This window comes from Stenotrophomonas sp. SMYL20 (assembly GCF_036320045.1).
GTDB classification, from domain to species: Bacteria; Pseudomonadota; Gammaproteobacteria; order Xanthomonadales; family Xanthomonadaceae; genus Stenotrophomonas; species Stenotrophomonas maltophilia_A.
The window spans coordinates 262,003-278,919 of sequence record NZ_JAWIRT010000001.1; the positions used below are offsets into that span (position 1 = coordinate 262,003).

Below are 16,917 nucleotides of genomic sequence, written 5' to 3' on the forward strand. Positions count from 1 at the left end.
GTATGGCCATGAAACTCTTCTCCTCTTCTTCCTGGCAGCGACGCATGGCGTCGTTCGTCGCGCTGATGCTGCTGGTCGTGGCTGCCCCTGCCAGCGCCGAGCGCATCAAGGACCTGGCCCAGGTCGGCGGCGTGCGCGGCAATGCGCTGGTGGGTTATGGCCTGGTGGTCGGCCTGGATGGCAGCGGCGACCGCACCAGCCAGGCACCCTTCACCGTGCAGAGCCTGAAGAACCTGCTCGGCGAACTGGGCGTCAACGTGCCGCCGAACGTCAACCCGCAGCTGAAGAACGTGGCCGCCGTGGCGATCCACGCCGAACTGCCGCCGTTCGCCAAGCCGGGCCAGCCGATCGACATCACCGTGTCCTCGATCGGCAACGCGGTCTCGCTGCGCGGCGGTTCGCTGCTGATGGCGCCGCTGCGCGGTGCTGACGGCCAGATCTATGCCATCGCCCAGGGCAATCTGATCGTCGGCGGCTTTGGTGCGCAGGGCAAGGATGGTTCCCGTGTCTCGGTGAACGTGCCAAGCGTCGGCCGCATTCCCAACGGTGCCACCGTTGAACGTGCCCTGCCCGATCCGTTGGCCAACGGCGGCGACATCACCCTGAACCTGCACAACAACGACTTCACCACGGTCTCGCGCATGGTTGCCGCGCTCAACAACGCCTTCGGCGAAGGTGCCGCGCGTGCGGTCGACGGCGTGACCGTAGCGGTTACCGCGCCGACCGATCCGGGCGCACGCATCGGCCTGCTTGCGCGAATCGAGAACCTGGAACTGACCCCCGGTAGCGCCCCGGCCAAGGTGGTGGTCAATTCGCGTACCGGCACCGTGGTCATCGGCCAACAGGTGCGCGTGGGACCGGCGGCGATCTCGCATGGTTCGCTGACCGTGACCATCCAGGAAAACACCAACGTCAGCCAGCCCAATGCGCTGTCCGGCGGCCGCACCGTGGCCAGCCCGCAGTCGACCATCACCGCCACCAACGACGGCAGCCGCATGTTCAAGTTCAGCGGCGGCACCACCCTGGATGAGATCGTGCACGCGGTGAACGCCGTGGGCGCAGCACCAGGCGATCTCATCGCGATCCTGGAAGCCCTGAAGCAGGCCGGCGCACTGAGTGCCGAGCTCGAGGTGATCTGATATGCGTATCACTCCCGCATTCGATCTGCACCCGGCGCAACAGAACGATCCGGCCAAGATCGACAAGGTCGCGCGCCAGCTGGAAGGCCAGTTCGCGCAGATGCTGGTCAAGAGCATGCGTGACGCCAGCTTCGGCGACTCGCTGTTCCCCGGCGAAAACAAGATGTTCCGCGAGATGTACGACCAGAAGATTGCCGAGGCGATGACCCGCGGCAAGGGCCTGGGCCTGTCGGGCATGATCAGCCGGCAGCTGTCCGGCCAGGCCGCCGACGGCCCGGCGCTGGATACCCGCGTGGATCCGGCCAAGGCCAGTCGTGCCTACCAGCTCAATGCACCGGCCAAGCCGGCACCGTCGCTGCCGCTGGAAGACGGCAGCCAGGCCGTGCGCCTGCTGCAGCAGATGGCCGCCGGTGCACAGCACGGTGCGCAGGCGGCGGTCGCACCGATGGAACAGGCCCTGGACCTGATCGCCGGCCGCGAGAGCAGCAGCATGCACCGCTCGTTGGGCACCGACGATCCGTACATCGGCAGCCTGCAGGGCGAGGACTGGGCCGCCAACAGCGACCAGTGGTCGGCCACCGCCAGCAACCGCGGCACCGCGATCAGTCCGGCCGATGCGATGGCTACCCGCACCGCCGTCGCCCAGCTGGGCGAGCACACCCCGGAAGGCTTCGTTGCCAGCATCTGGCAGCACGCGCAGAGTGCAGCCAAGGAACTGGGCGTGGATGCCCGCGCCCTGGTCGCCCAGGCGGCGCTGGAAACCGGCTGGGGCAAGCGCCACATCAAGCATGCCGACGGCAGCACTTCGCACAACCTGTTCGGCATCAAGGCCAATGGCTGGAACGGCCAGCGCGCCGTGGCCGGCACCCACGAATATGTCGATGGCGTGCGCCGCAACGAGACCGCCAGCTTCCGCGCCTACAGTTCGCCGGCCGAGAGCTTCGCCGACTATGTGCGCCTGCTGAAGACCAGCCCGCGTTACCAGCAGGCCCTGCAGGCCGGCACCGACGTGCAGGGCTTCGCCCGCGGCCTGCAACGCGCCGGCTATGCCACCGATCCGCGTTACGCGGCCAAGATCGCCGCGATCGCCGGCGGCCCGACCATCGAGCGCGCCGTCAGTGCCGTGGCCGATGCCGGCTCACGCCTTGGCCAGACCTTCGCCAGCACCGCAACCGCGGCGCTGGGTATCACTCGTCGTTGAGGAACCCCATGTCCAGCGTACTTTCCACCGGTACCGGTGCCCTGCTCGCCTTCCAGCGCGCGTTGGCGACCACCAGCCACAACGTCGCCAACATCAACACCCCTGGCTACAGCCGGCAGAAGGTCGACTTCGCCACGTCTGATCCGCAGAACTACGGCTTTGGGGACGTTGGCAGCGGCACCCGCATCACCGATATCCGCCGTGCTGCCGACCAGCTGGCCATCTCGCGCCTGCTCGACAGTAGCGGCGAGCTGGCACGCCTGAAGCAGCTTTCGGGCATGGCCGACCGGGTGAATGCCCTGTTCTCGGACCCGGCCACGAATGTCGCCGGCTCCTGGTCCAACTTCTTCGACGCCGTCAGTGGCCTTTCGTCCAACGCGGCCGGCACGGCCGACCGGCAGAGCCTGCTCGATGGCGGCAAGGCCCTGGCGAGCCGCTTCGTGCAGCTCAACACGCAGATGAACAACCTGAGCAGCGAGGTCAACAACGGGCTCATTGCCGGCGCCACGGAAGTCAATCGCCTGGCGCAGGAGATTGCGCAGATCAACGGCGCCATTGGCAGCAACGTGGCCAACGCGGCGCCGGACCTGCTCGACCGTCGCGACCAGCTGATCTCGCAGCTGATCGGTTACACCGGTGGTACTGCCGTCGTCCAGGATGGCGGCGTGATGAACGTCTATACCGCAGGCGGCAATGCGCTGGTGGTGGGCACGACCGCGTCCAAGGTCACTACGGTGACCGATCCATACCAGCCCGAACGCCTGCAACCGGCGCTGGAAACCCAGGGCAACACGATCACGCTCGATCCCAAGGCAGTGGGCGGAAAGATCGGCGGCATGCTCGAGTTCCGCGATACCGTGCTGACACCGGCCCAGGCCGAACTGGGCAAGCTCGCCGTCGGCCTGGCCGAGAGCTTCAACCAGGCGCACCACCAGGGCGTGGACATGTACGGCAAGATGGGCGGCGACTTCTTCACCATCGGCAACCCACGCGTCACGCCCAACGCGAGCAATACCGGTACCGGCAGCCTCACTGCGACCTATGGTGACCTGTCCAAGCTGGAGGCACAGAACATCGTCCTCAAGTTCGACGGCACCCAGTGGCAGGCCACCCGCGCCGACACTGGCGCCACCGTTGCGTTGACCGGTACCGGCACGACCGCCGATCCGCTGGTGATCAATGGCGTCAAGCTGGTGGTCGGCGGCACCCCGGCCACCAACGACCGTTTCCTCCTGCAGCCGACCGCGGGCGTCGCCGGAAGCCTGGAAACCGCCATCACCGATCCCTCCCGCATCGCCGCAGCGGCAGCGGTCAAGGGTACGGCTGCACTGGCCAACACCGGCACCGGGAAGCTGACCGGCGTCACCGTCAACGATGTATCCAATCCGAACCTGCGCGATCCTGCCGCAATCGTGTTCACGTCGGCGACCACCTACACCATCAACGGTGGGCCGCCGCAGACCTACACACCGGGCCAGACCATCAGCGCCAATGGCTGGAGCTTCGTGCTGGACGGTGCACCGAAGGTCGGCGACACCTTCAATATCAGCCCTACTCCGGCAGGCTCGTCGGACAACAGCAACGCGGCAAAGCTGGCCAAGGTCGAGGACGCCAAGGCCTTCAACGGCGGCACCGTCACCCTCAACGGTGCGCTGGGGGGGTTGACCACGCAGGTCGGCGCGGCGGCACGTTCGGCCGAGTACTCGCTGGACGCGCAGCAGGTCATCACGGACAAGGCGCAGGCAGCCCGCGACGAGATCTCCGGCGTCAACCTGGATGAGGAAGCAGCCGACATGCTGCGGTTGCAGCAGGCCTATCAGGCCGCCTCACAGCTGATCTCCACCGCCGACAACATGTTCCAGACCATCCTGGGAGCCGTCCGTCGATGAGCAGCCGAATTTCCACCGGGATGATGTTCAACCAGTCCGTGTCGCTGATGCTCGCCAAGCAGTCGAAAATCAGCCACCTCGAGCAGCAGATCGCGACTGGCAGCAAGATCACCTCCGCCAAGGACGACCCGGTCGCTGCAGGTACGGCCGTTGGCCTGGACCGTGTCGTGGCCGGGCTCGAGCAGCTCGGCAAGAACGCCAACAGCGTGCAGAACCGCCTGGGCCTGCAGGAAAACGCCTTGGCTCAGGTCAATGAGCTCATGTCGCGCGCCGTGGAGTTGAGTATCCAGGCCAACAGTCCGGTGCCCAAGGCCAGTGACCTCAAGGCCATCGTCAGCGAGCTGAAGACCATCCAGGAAAGCCTGCTGTCGCTGGCCAATTCCAGGGATGGCAGCGGACGCTACCTGTTCGGTGGCAGCAACGACGCTGACGCCCCGTTCCAGCGAAGCGGCGGCACCGTGACCTACAGCGGTGACCAGAACCAGCGGCAGGTGGAGGTGGCACCGGGCCAACTGGTCTCCGACGCCCTGCCCGGCAGCGAGATCTTCATGCGCATCCCCACCGGCGATGGCCGTGTGGATGCCAGCGCGGCCGCCGGCAACACCGGCAGTGGCCTGTTGACCTCAGTCAGCCGTGACGGCAGCGGCAGCTGGGCCGGCGGCACGCTCAATGTCCGCTTCACCGGCACTGCCGAAGGTGCCTATGAGGTGGTTGATGGCACCGGCACGGTGGTCGGCAGCGGAACCCACAAACCCGGCGAGGACATTGTCGTTGGCGGCGTGCGCATGCGCATCGAGGGCAAGCCAGCCGCCGGTGATCAGTTCAACGTCAGCGACGCGGGTAGCCGCGACATCTTCTCCACCCTGGACAAACTGGTCGCCGCACTGGAAACCGACCCGTCCACCGAAAGCCAGCGCACGGCGCTGCAGAACACGCTGCAGTCCAGCATCCGCGACCTCAACAGGGCCTCGGAAACGATGATCGACGCCCGCGCCAAGGGCGGCGCCCAGCTGGCCGCCATCGATACCGCGGCCAGCGCCCGCGAAGCCACTGCCGTCACCGTCAAGAGCACGCTCTCGACGATGCGCGACCTCGATTACGCCGATGCCATCGGCCAATACAAGCTGGAGACCGCCGCCCTTCAAGCCGCCCAGACGATCTTCAGCCAGATGCAGGCGATGTCCCTGTTCAACAAGATCCGCTAGTCCCTTTCCCCGTTCCATCCGTCTTCCAGCACGGCGCGTCCCGCGCCTTCCACACCGAAACAACCGAGCAACCACGGAGAAGCACCATGGCACAGATCATCAACACCAACACCATGTCGCTGAACGCTCAGCGCAACCTGTCCACCAGCAGCAGCTCGCTGGCCACCTCGATCCAGCGCCTGTCCTCGGGCATGCGTATCAACAGTGCCAAGGACGACGCCGCCGGTCTGGCGATCTCCGAGCGGTTCACCACCCAGATCCGTGGCATCAACCAGGCCGCGCGCAACGCCAACGACGGCATCTCGCTGGCACAGACCGCTGAAGGCGCACTGGGCGAAGTCGGCAACAATCTGCAGCGCATCCGCGAACTGGCCGTTCAGGCCCGCAGCGCAACCAACTCCGCCTCGGACCGCCAGGCGCTGAACGCCGAAGTGCAGCTGCTGAAGCAGGAAATCCAGCGCGTTGCCGAGCAGACCAACTTCAACGGCACCAGCCTGCTGGACGGCAGCTTCACCAACCAGGCCTTCCAGATCGGCGCCGACCAGGGCCAGACCATCAACATCTCGCAGATCACCAATGCGAATGTGCACAAGCTCGGCGACTGGACCAGTGCCTCGACCCCGGCAAGCGTGGCCGGCAAGACTGCGACCGGTGGCGCCGAGGCTGCGATTCCGACCACCTCGGGTCCGTCCGGCAACTTCAATGCCATTGCAACGGTTCCTGCTGGTGGCTTTGCCTTCTCTGTCGGCGGTATTTCGATCCACACCGCCGCTGCTGGCGGGGCGGTCAATGCCGCTGACATCACCGCGGCACTGGCAAGCAAGTCCGATGCGCTGGCCGCCGCCGGCATCACCATGAGTGGCAGCGTGGCTGCCGGCACCTTGGCATTCTCGCGCGCCGACGGCAATGACCTGCCGATCACCGTCACCGGCGCCGGTGCCGCTGAGGGCTTCGCCACTGGCGCCTTTGTCGCCAACCATCAGAACGGCACGCCGGCAATTGCTGCTGATTTCCCCGCCATCACTGCCGGTCAGCTGACGCTGACCAAGGCCGATGGCAGTGGCGTGGTCGACATCAACGTGGGTGCGGCAAAGAACGCCTCGGAACGCAATACGTTGCTGGTGAACGCCATCAACGCCAAGACCCACGAAACCGGCGTCACCGCATCGCTGATCGACGGGAAGGTGCAGCTGGAAAACAAGGAAGGCAACTTCACCATTGGTGGCTCGCTGAGCGCCACCGCGCTGGCCAATGCCACTGGCCTGACGGCAGGCAGCAGCGCCACCAATGGCACGGCATTCACCGCAGGTACGGCCCAGACGGGCTTTGCAGAACTGGATATCTCCAACCAGGCCAACGCCGACAACGCCATCCTCGCCATGGATGCGGCGCTGCAGTCGGTCAATTCGGCCCGCGCCGACCTCGGCGCGATCCAGAACCGCTTCACCTCGACCATCGCCAATCTGAACACCAATTCGGAGAACCTGTCCGCCGCACGCAGCCGCATCCGCGACGTTGACTACGCACAGGAAACCGCCGAACTGACCCGCGGGCAGATCCTGCAGCAGGCCGGCACGGCCATGCTGGCCCAGGCCAACCAGGTGCCGCAGAACGTACTGCGCCTGCTGCAGTCGTAATACCTGCACCACTCGAGCTGGAGCCGGGCCCCGCCATGCAGATGGCGGGGCCTTTTCGTTTGACCAGAGAAAAAAGGATCGAAACTCCGCTAAAGGCCGGAGGGGTAGTGCCGTTATTGATTTCAGCAGCGGTAGCACACCCCTTGGGGGGAAGCCAGCCACTGCCCCCCGAAACCGGTCAGGCTGCTCTGCCGGACACACTGCCTACAAGGAAACCGCACCATGGCACAAGTCATCAACACCAACACCATGTCGCTGAACGCCCAGCGCAACCTGGGCACCAGCGGCGCCAACCTGGCCACCACCATTCAGCGCCTGTCCTCGGGCATGCGCATCAACAGCGCCAAGGACGATGCCGCCGGCCTGGCGATCTCCGAGCGCTTCACCACCCAGATCCGCGGCGTCAACCAGGCCGCCCGCAACGCCAACGACGGCATCTCGCTGGCCCAGACCGCCGAAGGCGCACTGGGTGAGATCGGCAACAACCTGCAGCGCGTCCGCGAGCTGGCTGTGCAGTCGCGCAGCGCCACCAACTCGGCTTCGGACCGCCAGGCCCTGAACGCCGAAGTGCAGCTGCTGAAGCAGGAAATCCAGCGCGTCGCCGAACAGACCAACTTCAACGGCACCAACCTGCTGGATGGTACCTTCACCAATCAGGCGTTCCAGATCGGCGCCAACCAGGGTCAGACGATCAACATCTCCCAGGTTACCAACGCCAACATCAGCAAGCTCGGAAGCTGGACCAGCGCTTCGACCGATGGCTCGGTGACCGGCGCCGTTCCGAACGGTGGTGCTGCAAAGGCCATCAAGACTGACACTGCGGTTTCGGGTGCCTTTGGTGCTGTCACCGTCGGTGGCACGGCCTACAGCTTGAGCGTCAATGGCATTTCGATCTATGAAAATTCCACTGCCGCTGCAACGGTTGCAGGCGCCGATATCGACACTGCACTGAACAGCGCCGATGTCAGCAAGAAGCTGGCCGACGCAGGCATCACCCGCACCGGTACGGCCGCTGCCGGCACTCTGGCGTTCAGCAAAGCCGACGGCACTGACATCACTGTGGCTCAGGCCGGTGCCGCCACCAATGGTTTCGGCGCTACGTTCGTGACCACTCACAGCGGTGGCACTCCTGCAGTAGCCGCTTCCTACGGCTCGGCCAGCTTCAGCCTGGCCGGTAGCAAGGGCACGGCGCAGATCGATCTGACTGCTGTCGGCAACGCCGGCGACCGCGCCACCCAGATGGTCAATGCCGTCAACGCCAAGACCCACGAAACCGGCGTCAGCGCCGCACTGGTTGAAGGCAAGCTGCAGCTGACTGACAAGGAAGGCAACTTCACTGTCGCCGTCGCAGGCACCACCACTGCTGCTTCGCTGACCCAGGAAACTGGCCTCACCGCAGGTGCGTCGACCAGCTATGCCGCTGGCGGCGCCAAGACCGGCTTTGCCGATCTGGACATCTCGTCGAAGGGTGGTGCCGACAACGCCATCCTGGCGATGGACGCAGCCCTGAACTCGATCAACTCCGCCCGCGCCGACCTGGGTGCGATCCAGAACCGCTTCACCTCGGTGGTTGCGAACCTGAACACCTCGTCGGAGAACATGTCGGCTGCCCGCAGCCGCATCCGCGACGTGGACTACGCTTCGGAAACCGCCGAGCTGACCCGCAACCAGATCCTGCAGCAGGCCGGTACCGCCATGCTGGCCCAGGCCAACCAGTCCAGCCAGAACGTGCTGAGCCTGCTGCGCTGATCCAGCGGTAGTACAAGGCAACAACGGGAAGGGGGCGCAAGCCCCCTTCTTCGTGCCCGGTGGCGGATTGGCATGGGCCTTGCAGAAGGCTGGAGAGCGTTTCCACGCTCAAGCTCGCCCCTCCCAGGCCGATAGCAGGTGCAGGACACCCGCCCGGCCCGTCCAAGAAAAAGGATTCCCCTCATGGCCATCGGCACGATTGGTTCCGGCCTCGACATTCCCAGCCTGGTTGCACAGCTGACCGCCAAGGAACGCGAGCCCCGGGAAAAGCAGATCAACTCGGCGGGTGTTGCCGCCAGCGCCAAGCTTTCGGCGCTTGGCACCATCAAAAGCGGAATGACAGGTCTGCAGAGCGCGCTGAAGACCCTGGTCAAGGGTGTGGCCACCCCCGGCCTGAAAGTCAGCACGCCGACCGAGTCGAACTTCACTGCGACCCTGGACACCAGCACGACCGCCGGCAAGGCCGCTGCGGGCAGCCACCAGGTGGAAGTCAAATCCCTGGCACAGAACCAGAAGCTCAGCTCCAAGGCGTATACAAAGGACGCCGTGGTTGGCGACGGAACGCTGACGATCGCATACGGCGACAAGTCCATCAGCGTGAACATCGAACCCGGCGCGACGATGGAGAAGATCGCAGCCGAGATCAATTCCGCCGCCGAGAGCAAGGGCGTCACCGCGGCCGTGGTGACCGCCGACGATGGCATGCACTTGGTATTGACCGCCGTTGATTCCGGCAGCAAGGGCGCGTTGAAGGTCAGCGCCAGTGGCGGCAATGGCGGACTCTCCGAGCTGGCCTATGACGGCACATCCGCATCGAAGATGACCGAAATGGTGCCCGCCAAGGATGCGGTGGTGGTGGTGGATGGTTTCACCCGCACCAGCAGCTCCAACACGATCACCGACCTGGTACCCGGTATCAGTCTCACCCTGACCAAGGCGAAGGAAGGCGAGACGCAGACGCTGACCGTCACTCCGGACAACAGCACGCTGAAGACCAATCTCACGGCCTTCATCACCGCCTACAACGGCATCCAGACCACGTTGAAGAATTCCAGCGCTTACAACGCTGAGACGCGCACGGCCTCGACCATGACCGGCGACGCCATGGTCCGTGGCCTGCAGCAGCAGCTGCGCGCCCAGCTGAGTGCCAACGTCAACGACCTCAAGGATCTGGGCATCACCATTGCCGCCGACGGCAGCATGAGCCTTGATGGCGCCAAGCTCGACACCGCGCTGGCGAAGAACCCGGAGGCCGCCACCAAGCTGTTCGGTGCAGAGGGCGCGCTGGGCAAGCCGATGACCGAACTGCTGAAGAGCAGCCTGGACGCGACCACCGGCACGATCACCCAGCGTACGGCGACCTTGAACAAGCAGATCAAGGCACTGGAAAAGCAGCTGGACGAGCTGGACAAGAACATGGAAAAGGTGGCCGACCGCTACACCAAGCAGTTCACCGCGATGGAAAAGATGGTCACGCAGATGCAATCGGCCGGCGGCTCGCTCATCCAGCAGCTCGGCAACTGATTTCCAGGCATTTTTCCGGCGCAGTCGGTACTCAAGTAGAGCCCCGGCTGCGCCGATAACCCGTTAGACCCGTGCCGAACCCCTCAACCCACGCGGATGGGCAGGCATTCCAGGAGACTTCCCCTATGTACGGTTCCAATCGGCAGTTCGCCGAGCAGTACCGAAAAGTCGGCGTGACCACCTCGGTCGTCGATGCCGATCCACACAAGTTGGTAGCGCTGCTGCTGGCCGGTGCCTGCGAGCGCATCCGCACCGCTGAAGCCTCTTTGCAGCAGAATGACCAGGCGCGCAAGGGCAAGGCCATCGGCGAAGCCTGCGCCATCGTCGGCCACCTCAACGGCTCGCTCGATCACGAAGCCGGCGGCGAGATTGCCGGCAATCTGTCGGCACTGTACGACTTCGTCATCATGCGCCTGACCGAGGGCAACCTGCACAACGATCCGACCGCACTGAAGGAAGCCCTGGGCTTGATGGTGGAGATCGACTCGGCCTGGAACGCGATTCCGGCAGACCAGCGCCAGGTCACCAAAGCGGTGGCGCCATGAACCTTCAGACTATGCACGACGCCCTTGATACGCTGGAAACCAGCCTCGAGGGCGAGGACCACGACACCAGCGAACGCCTGATGGCCGAGCACCTGGAAGCCGTGGCTGCCCTGTCGTTGGTTGTCGAGCGCCCCAGTGATGCCGCCATCCTCGCGTTGCGCGACCACCAGCAACGCGTACTGGCGCGCATGATCTCCCTCCGCGATGAAGCCGCAGCTCACCTGAAGCACACCGGCCGCTCCCTTCGCGCGGCGCATGCCTATCTGCAGGCAGAATCACTCGCATGACCCAATTGCCGACCACGTCGCTGCACCACCCCGCCGAAAGCGAGCTGTTCGACGAAACGCTCAGCTGCGAGCTGGCCTTGCCGGCCGAGTTCCAGGCAGGCAGCGCCGCCGGTCGCACCAGCAGTGCCGAAGGCCTGCTGCGCAGCCTGGCCCTGGTCGAGGACAGTCGCGTTGACGAGCACGACGACCGCAATGAGTCCAGCCTGCAGTTGCAGCGGCTGGAAGCCAAGCTGGATCTGGCGATGGTGCTGCTCGGCCGTCTGGTACGCCAGCAGGGCCAGGAACTGACGCTGCGCCCCGTGCGCTGGTCACGCCGCGGCATCCGCCTGCAGCTGGGGCCGCGCAGCGGCGCCAGCCCTGGTCAGGCCGGCCTGGTGCGTCTGCAGCCCAGCGACTGGCTGCCTGACCATATCGACCTGCCCGTGGAAGTGATCGCCGAAGCGGCGGACGGTGGCGGTGGTCACTACCTGTGGCTGCGTTTCCAGCGTCTTGGCGATGGCCTGGAGATGGCAATGGAGCGGCATCTGTTCCGCCTGCATCGCCGCCAGGTGGCCGAAGCACGCCGCGCCCGCTGAAACCTGCCACCATGACGCCGGATGGGCAGCCCTTGGCGCGCCCGTTCAGCTAAGTTAAGGTGGACTCCCCTCACGGACCTCCAACGTGCCTGTGCGAGTTCTCATCGTCGACGATCACACCCTGGTCCGCGCCGGCCTGGCGCGGCTGCTGCAGGGGTTTGCCGACGTGCAGCTCGTCGCCGAGGCCAGCAATGCCGAGCAGGCACTGCAGCTGGCCCTGCAGCACGCCCCGGACGTGATCCTGATGGACCTGTCACTGCCCGGCCGCACCGGCCTGGAAGCCCTCAGCGACATCCGCCTGCGCGCCCCCGGCACGCGGGTGGTGATGATGACCATGCACGACGACGCCGCCCACGTGCGCGATGCACTCGATCGCGGTGCGGTCGGGTTCCTGGTCAAGGATGCCGCACCGCAGGAGCTTGAACTGGCGCTGCGTGCCGCGCACGCCGGCCAGGTGTTCCTGAGCCCGCAGATCTCCGCCAAGATGCTGGCACCGATGCTCGGTCGAGAGAAACCCACCGGCATCGCCGCACTGTCGCCGCGCCAGCGCGAGATCCTGCGCCGCATCGGCAAGGGCGAAAGCAACAAGGAAATCGCCGCCGACCTCGGCATCAGCGTCAAGACAGTGGAAACCCACCGCGCACGCATGATGGAGTCGCTGGGCTGTCGCCGCGCCAACGATCTGCTGCTGCTGGCCGCGCGCCACCAGCACGAGCTGGAGTGATCCTCTGCGAAGGAGGCCAGATCCGCACTGACGACGAATTCCCGTCACCCCGACACTCCCTGACAGGAATCCGTACACGGCGCAGCCCGCTTAACCCGGCACCAACACCGGAAATCAGCAACTTAGCGGCGATCATCGTCAACATTCCGCGACAATGTAGGGAATACCCCTACACCCTGTCAGGACATTCACGAAGCCCCTCAGGAACCCCCTGATTCCGCCCCCGCCGGATCAAAAGCAAGATGCGTTCCACAAGGCGCCGGGGAGCGGTGCCGGGGAACCACGATGAAGGCTGCACTCTCGGCCCAGCTGGGCCAACAACTTCACCTCACCCCGCAGTTGCTGCAGTCGATCCGGCTGCTGCAGCTCGATGGCCTGCACCTGGAACAGGAAATCCAGCGCCTGCTGGACTCCAACCCGCTGCTGGAGATCGAAGAGGCTGAAGCACCCACCGCCGAAGCCACCGAAGCGAGTGCCACCACGATGGACATCGCCGCCTTCGACGAGCTGCCCGAGTCGTCGATGTGGGACGTGGCCGGCGCCAGCTGGCAGGACGGCGACGACGACCGCATGGCGCGCATCGCCGCCGGCGAATCGAGCGACCCGCAGCTGCGCGTGCTGCAGCGCCTGTCGCTGGACATGGATGACCGCGAGCTGGCCGTGGCCGCCTTCTGGCTGGACCATTGCGATGAGGCAGGCTACCTGCAGGCACCGCTGGACCAGCTGCAGCTGCTGGCCAGCGCCCAGTTCGACATCGCCGCCGACGGCGTGGAAGCCATCCGTCAGCAGCTGCTGCATGGCGAGCCGGCCGGCATGGCCGCTCAGGACCTGCGCGAAGGCCTGCAGGCACAGCTGCGCAGCCTGCACGGCGTAGTCCCCGCCCGCCACCTGGCGGCACGCATTCTCGATGGCGCGCTCGACGCGCTGGCCGCGCACGACTACCCCGCCCTCGCCCGCCAGCACGATGCCGAGATCGACGACGTGCGCGAGGCGGTGCGCCTGATCCTCTCGCTGCAGCCGCGCCCGGGTGACAGCCTGCTGCCCGAACGCAATGCCGTGGTGGTGCCGGACGTGGTCGCCTGGCACGCCGACGACCAGTGGAAGGTGGCGCTGAATCCGGCGACCAGCCGCCGCGTCTCGATCAACAGCCAGTACGAACAGGCCCTGGCCGAGACCAGCGAGGCCGCACCGGCACTGCGCGAAATGCTGCAGGAAGCGCGCTGGTTCAGCCGCGGCCTGTCGATGCGCTACGACACCCTGCTGCGCACCGCGCGGGTGATCGTCGAGCGCCAGGCCGCGTTCCTGGTGCGTGGCGAGGAGGCCATGGCGCCGCTGACGTTGAAGGAAGTGGCCGAGGAAATCGGCATGCACGAGTCCACCGTCTCGCGCATCACCACCGGCAAGTTCCTGCAGACCCCGCGCGGCACCTTCGAACTGAAGCACTTCTTCGCCGTGCGCCTGGAAGGCGCCAGCGTCTCCGGGCAGGCCGTGAAGGCCATGGTCCGCCGCCTGATCGACGCCGAACCGGCCGGCCGGCCGCTGGCCGACGAGGCCATCGCCGGCCTGCTGTCGCGCCAGGGGGTGAACATTGCCCGCCGAACCGTCGCAAAATACCGAGAACAACTGGACATCGCCCCGGCCCGTGAACGGCGCCGGCTTGGCGCCAGGCAACCGCAGCTGGCCCGGGTGGGCTGAAAAGGATGTTGGACATGAACAAGCTCACGGTCCTGCTGGTCGATGACCACGAGGGCTTCATCAACGCGGCGATGCGCCATTTCCGCAAGATCGATTGGCTGCAGATCGTCGGCAGCGCCGGCAACGGCCTGGAAGCGATCGAGCGCTCGGAAACGCTGCGCCCGCAGGTGGTGCTGATGGACCTGGCGATGCCAGAAATGGGCGGCCTGCAGGCCACCCGCCTGATCAAGTCGCAGGACGATGCACCGTACATCGTGATCGCCAGCCACTTCGACGACGCCGAGCACCGCGAACACGCGCTACGCGCTGGCGCCGACAATTTTGTCAGCAAGCTGTCCTACATCCAGGAAGTCATGCCGATCCTGGAAGGCCTCAGGGAGGATCGATCGTGAGCGAATCGCGCATCCTGGTGCTGGACAACGACGCCGTGCGTGCAGAGCGCACCGTTGCCCTGCTGGAATTCATGGATTTCAACCCGCGCTGGGTTTCCGACGCGGCCGACTTCGACCTGGGTCGCCAGCGCCAGAACGACTGGATGGCCGTGATCGTCGGCAGCCTGGACGACACCGCTGCCAGCACCGCGCTGTACAACTGGCTGGGCGGCAGCAGCCTGCCGCCGCCGGTGCTGCTGGCCGACGGTGATGCCGCAGCCTTTGCCCATCAGCACGGCCTGCACGAAGCCAACATCTGGCCGCTGGAAACGCCGCTGCGCCATGCGCAGATGGAAGCCCTGCTGCGCCGCGCCAGCCTCAAGCGCCTGGACGCCGAGCACCAGGCCGGCGCCGCCCAGGACCAGGGCCCGACCGGCAACGGTCCGGCGGTGACTGCGTTGCGCACGATGATCGAACAGGTGGCCGCATTCGACACCACCGTGCTCGTGCTGGGCGAATCCGGTACCGGCAAGGAAGTCGTGTCGCGCGCAATTCATCAGCGTTCGCCGCGCCGCGACGGCCCGTTCGTGGCGATCAACTGCGGGGCCATTCCGGCCGACCTGCTGGAAAGCGAACTGTTCGGCCACGAAAAAGGCGCCTTCACCGGTGCACTGACCGCCCGCAAGGGCCGTTTCGAAATGGCCGAAGGCGGCACCCTGCTGCTCGACGAAATCGGCGACATGAGCCTGCCGATGCAGGTGAAGCTGCTGCGCGTGCTGCAGGAACGCAGCTTCGAGCGTGTCGGTGGCAACCAGACCATCCGCTGCAACGTGCGCGTGGTCGCTGCGACCCATCGCGACCTGGAAACCCGCATCGCCGAGGGCAAGTTCCGCGAGGACCTGTTCTACCGCCTCAACGTGTTCCCGATCGACGTGCCCGCCCTGCGCGAGCGTCGCGAAGACCTGCCGGCGCTGGTGGAAACCATCGCCGCACAGCTGGCCCGCACCGGCCGCGGTGAAGTGCGCTTCACCCCGGAAGCGCTGCAGGCCCTGGCCGGCTACGAATGGCCGGGCAACGTGCGCGAGCTGACCAACCTGGTCGAGCGCCTGGCGGTGCTGCATCCGGGTGGTTCGGTGCGCGTGCAGGACCTGCCGGCCCGCTACCGTGGCGACGCTGCACTGGCAGCGGTGGCCGCACCGGCACCGGTACAGCCGACGGCCAGCGAAGAACGCCTCGACCTGCGCAGCTTCTCGTTCCACACCCCGGGCGGCGGCAACCAACCGGCGCTGGAGCACGGCATTGCCGTCAATCGCGCCGCAGCACCGGCGGCGCTGCCCGATGAAGGCATGGACCTGCGCAACCACATGGCCAACATCGAACTGGGCCTGATCAACGAAGCACTGGAACGCACCCAGGGCGTCGTCGCCCACGCCGCCCAGCTGCTCGGCCTGCGCCGCACCACCCTGGTGGAAAAGCTGCGCAAGTACGGCATCGAACGCGAGCAGGCCGAACTGGCCGGCTGAAGCTCGCGACCAGCATGAAGGGGGCACGAACGCCTGGGTTAGCCCAGGCGTTGGTGTTTCCAGTACCAGGGGGCAGATCCCTTTCCTGCGGAAAGAGATCTGACCCCATTGCATTTGCACGTTTTCCTAAAGACATCACCGCCGCAGTGCGGAGCATGGCAAGGACATCCCAACGAGGTCCCACCATGCATCGCCTCACCCTGCTCGCCGCCTTGCTCTGCCCGCCCCTGGCCAGCGCCGCCGGCTGCACCCTGCCCACCACGCTGGACCAGCGCCAGTTCACCAACCTCAGCGACCCGCTGTATGCACCGGACAACCCCAATGCCGGACGCATGGTGCAGGTCAGCTTTGCCGGCAGCCAGTACGTGCTGGACATCCTCGGCACCGACCTCCGCATCGGCGGCAGCTACCGCTACCAGCGCCTGGCCCCGCATATCGCGGAAATCCAGATGACCGAAGCCCACCCGGCCGGCCCTACCCACTACACCCTGCTGCTGGCCTGCCAGACCGACCACCAGGGCCGCTTCATCTACACCCAGCACGACGGCCCCATCGCACCCCGCCAGCGCCAGAATTCCGGCCGCTGGACCCTGCAGCCATAGGCCAGAAAACCGACGCCGGTTAAATGGCGCCTCCAATGGGGTAAGAGCCCGTGCCGACCAGAGCGTGTCGACCAAGGTCGACACCCACCAAGGGCAGTTCATGCTCGTCCGTCAGATCGCAGGACATTGTCGAAGGCGGGGTGGGGGGGGGGGGGGGGGGGGGGGGGGGGGGGGGGGGGGGGGGGGGGGGGAGGGGGGGGGGGGGGGGGGGGGGCGGGCCCCCGCCCCCCCCCCCCCCCCGCTACCGATCC

The 16,917-nt window shown here is 66.1% G+C and carries 15 protein-coding genes and 1 pseudogene; all 16 read left to right on the forward strand.

Translation table 11 applies throughout. The features are described 5' to 3' along the window. The first annotated feature begins 2 nt into the window (after positions 1-2). The 16 genes and pseudogenes from V3B48_RS01230 to V3B48_RS01305 all read left to right on the forward strand — a co-directional run bounded on the left by V3B48_RS01230 (position 3) and on the right by V3B48_RS01305 (position 16,666). A complete protein-coding gene (locus V3B48_RS01230; RefSeq protein WP_049421917.1) occupies positions 3-1,139 on the forward strand; it encodes a flagellar basal body P-ring protein FlgI in 1,137 nt (378 codons plus the stop codon). Between the two features lies 1 nt (position 1,140). Then, positions 1,141-2,340 (forward strand): flagellar assembly peptidoglycan hydrolase FlgJ, encoded by a 1,200-nt coding sequence (gene flgJ / locus V3B48_RS01235; RefSeq protein WP_317216538.1) that lies wholly within the window; start codon positions 1,141-1,143, stop codon positions 2,338-2,340. 8 nt (positions 2,341-2,348) lie between these two features. After that, complete coding sequence (gene flgK / locus V3B48_RS01240) at positions 2,349-4,229, forward strand: flagellar hook-associated protein FlgK (RefSeq protein WP_329893015.1); 1,881 nt, start codon at positions 2,349-2,351, stop codon at positions 4,227-4,229. Further along, positions 4,226-5,434 (forward strand): flagellar hook-associated protein FlgL, encoded by a 1,209-nt coding sequence (gene flgL, locus V3B48_RS01245; protein ID WP_049398114.1) that lies wholly within the window; start codon positions 4,226-4,228, stop codon positions 5,432-5,434. Before flgK ends, flgL begins: the two co-directional genes overlap by 4 nt. 86 nt (positions 5,435-5,520) lie before the next feature. Continuing rightward, positions 5,521-6,255 (forward strand): annotated as a pseudogene (locus V3B48_RS01250) (flagellin); the annotation flags it as partial. Between the two features lie 558 nt (positions 6,256-6,813). Further along, a complete protein-coding gene (locus V3B48_RS01255) occupies positions 6,814-7,071 on the forward strand; it encodes a flagellin (protein WP_253900926.1) in 258 nt (85 codons plus the stop codon). A 222-nt stretch (positions 7,072-7,293) separates the two neighbouring features. Then, a complete protein-coding gene (locus V3B48_RS01260) occupies positions 7,294-8,820 on the forward strand; it encodes a flagellin (protein WP_329893016.1) in 1,527 nt (508 codons plus the stop codon). A gap of 183 nt (positions 8,821-9,003) precedes the next feature. Then, positions 9,004-10,344 carry a flagellar filament capping protein FliD gene (fliD, locus tag V3B48_RS01265; RefSeq protein ID WP_049421909.1) on the forward strand — a complete coding sequence of 447 codons (1,341 nt, stop codon included), beginning with the start codon at positions 9,004-9,006 and terminating at the stop codon, positions 10,342-10,344. A gap of 125 nt (positions 10,345-10,469) precedes the next feature. Continuing rightward, complete coding sequence (gene fliS, locus V3B48_RS01270; RefSeq protein WP_049398118.1) at positions 10,470-10,889, forward strand: flagellar export chaperone FliS; 420 nt, start codon at positions 10,470-10,472, stop codon at positions 10,887-10,889. Beyond that, positions 10,886-11,176 carry a hypothetical protein gene (locus tag V3B48_RS01275; RefSeq protein WP_125895720.1) on the forward strand — a complete coding sequence of 97 codons (291 nt, stop codon included), beginning with the start codon at positions 10,886-10,888 and terminating at the stop codon, positions 11,174-11,176. Before fliS ends, V3B48_RS01275 begins: the two co-directional genes overlap by 4 nt. Continuing rightward, entirely contained in the window at positions 11,173-11,751 is a 579-nt protein-coding gene (locus tag V3B48_RS01280; RefSeq protein WP_010485910.1) for a PilZ domain-containing protein, read from the forward strand. Before V3B48_RS01275 ends, V3B48_RS01280 begins: the two co-directional genes overlap by 4 nt. A gap of 91 nt (positions 11,752-11,842) precedes the next feature. Next, complete coding sequence (locus tag V3B48_RS01285; RefSeq protein ID WP_032970105.1) at positions 11,843-12,475, forward strand: response regulator transcription factor; 633 nt, start codon at positions 11,843-11,845, stop codon at positions 12,473-12,475. Positions 12,476-12,760: 285 nt separating this feature from the next. Further along, positions 12,761-14,170, forward strand: coding sequence for an RNA polymerase factor sigma-54 (rpoN, locus tag V3B48_RS01290; protein WP_329893017.1), 1,410 nt, complete (start codon positions 12,761-12,763; stop codon positions 14,168-14,170). A 14-nt stretch (positions 14,171-14,184) separates the two neighbouring features. After that, positions 14,185-14,562 carry a response regulator transcription factor gene (locus V3B48_RS01295; protein ID WP_010485922.1) on the forward strand — a complete coding sequence of 126 codons (378 nt, stop codon included), beginning with the start codon at positions 14,185-14,187 and terminating at the stop codon, positions 14,560-14,562. Further along, a complete protein-coding gene (locus V3B48_RS01300; RefSeq protein ID WP_049421906.1) occupies positions 14,559-16,064 on the forward strand; it encodes a sigma-54 dependent transcriptional regulator in 1,506 nt (501 codons plus the stop codon). The genes V3B48_RS01295 and V3B48_RS01300 overlap by 4 nt, the downstream gene beginning before the upstream one ends. A 185-nt stretch (positions 16,065-16,249) precedes the next feature. Next, positions 16,250-16,666: a hypothetical protein gene (locus V3B48_RS01305; RefSeq protein WP_329893018.1), complete on the forward strand. Its 417-nt coding sequence runs from the start codon at positions 16,250-16,252 to the stop codon at positions 16,664-16,666. Positions 16,667-16,917 lie beyond the last annotated feature (251 nt).

Excerpts from the sequence above, each read along its gene's own strand:
- V3B48_RS01230 (WP_049421917.1), top strand. The coding sequence starts at position 3 with ATGGCCATGAAACTCTTCTCCTCTTCTTCCTGGCAGCGACGCATGGCG.
- flgJ (WP_317216538.1), top strand. The coding sequence starts at position 1,141 with ATGCGTATCACTCCCGCATTCGATCTGCACCCGGCGCAACAGAACGAT.
- flgK (WP_329893015.1), top strand. The coding sequence starts at position 2,349 with ATGTCCAGCGTACTTTCCACCGGTACCGGTGCCCTGCTCGCCTTCCAG.
- flgL (WP_049398114.1), top strand. The coding sequence starts at position 4,226 with ATGAGCAGCCGAATTTCCACCGGGATGATGTTCAACCAGTCCGTGTCG.
- V3B48_RS01255 (WP_253900926.1), top strand. The coding sequence starts at position 6,814 with ATGGATGCGGCGCTGCAGTCGGTCAATTCGGCCCGCGCCGACCTCGGC.
- V3B48_RS01260 (WP_329893016.1), top strand. The coding sequence starts at position 7,294 with ATGGCACAAGTCATCAACACCAACACCATGTCGCTGAACGCCCAGCGC.
- fliD (WP_049421909.1), top strand. The coding sequence starts at position 9,004 with ATGGCCATCGGCACGATTGGTTCCGGCCTCGACATTCCCAGCCTGGTT.
- fliS (WP_049398118.1), top strand. The coding sequence starts at position 10,470 with ATGTACGGTTCCAATCGGCAGTTCGCCGAGCAGTACCGAAAAGTCGGC.
- V3B48_RS01275 (WP_125895720.1), top strand. The coding sequence starts at position 10,886 with ATGAACCTTCAGACTATGCACGACGCCCTTGATACGCTGGAAACCAGC.
- V3B48_RS01280 (WP_010485910.1), top strand. The coding sequence starts at position 11,173 with ATGACCCAATTGCCGACCACGTCGCTGCACCACCCCGCCGAAAGCGAG.
- rpoN (WP_329893017.1), top strand. The coding sequence starts at position 12,761 with ATGAAGGCTGCACTCTCGGCCCAGCTGGGCCAACAACTTCACCTCACC.
- V3B48_RS01295 (WP_010485922.1), top strand. The coding sequence starts at position 14,185 with ATGAACAAGCTCACGGTCCTGCTGGTCGATGACCACGAGGGCTTCATC.
- V3B48_RS01305 (WP_329893018.1), top strand. The coding sequence starts at position 16,250 with ATGCATCGCCTCACCCTGCTCGCCGCCTTGCTCTGCCCGCCCCTGGCC.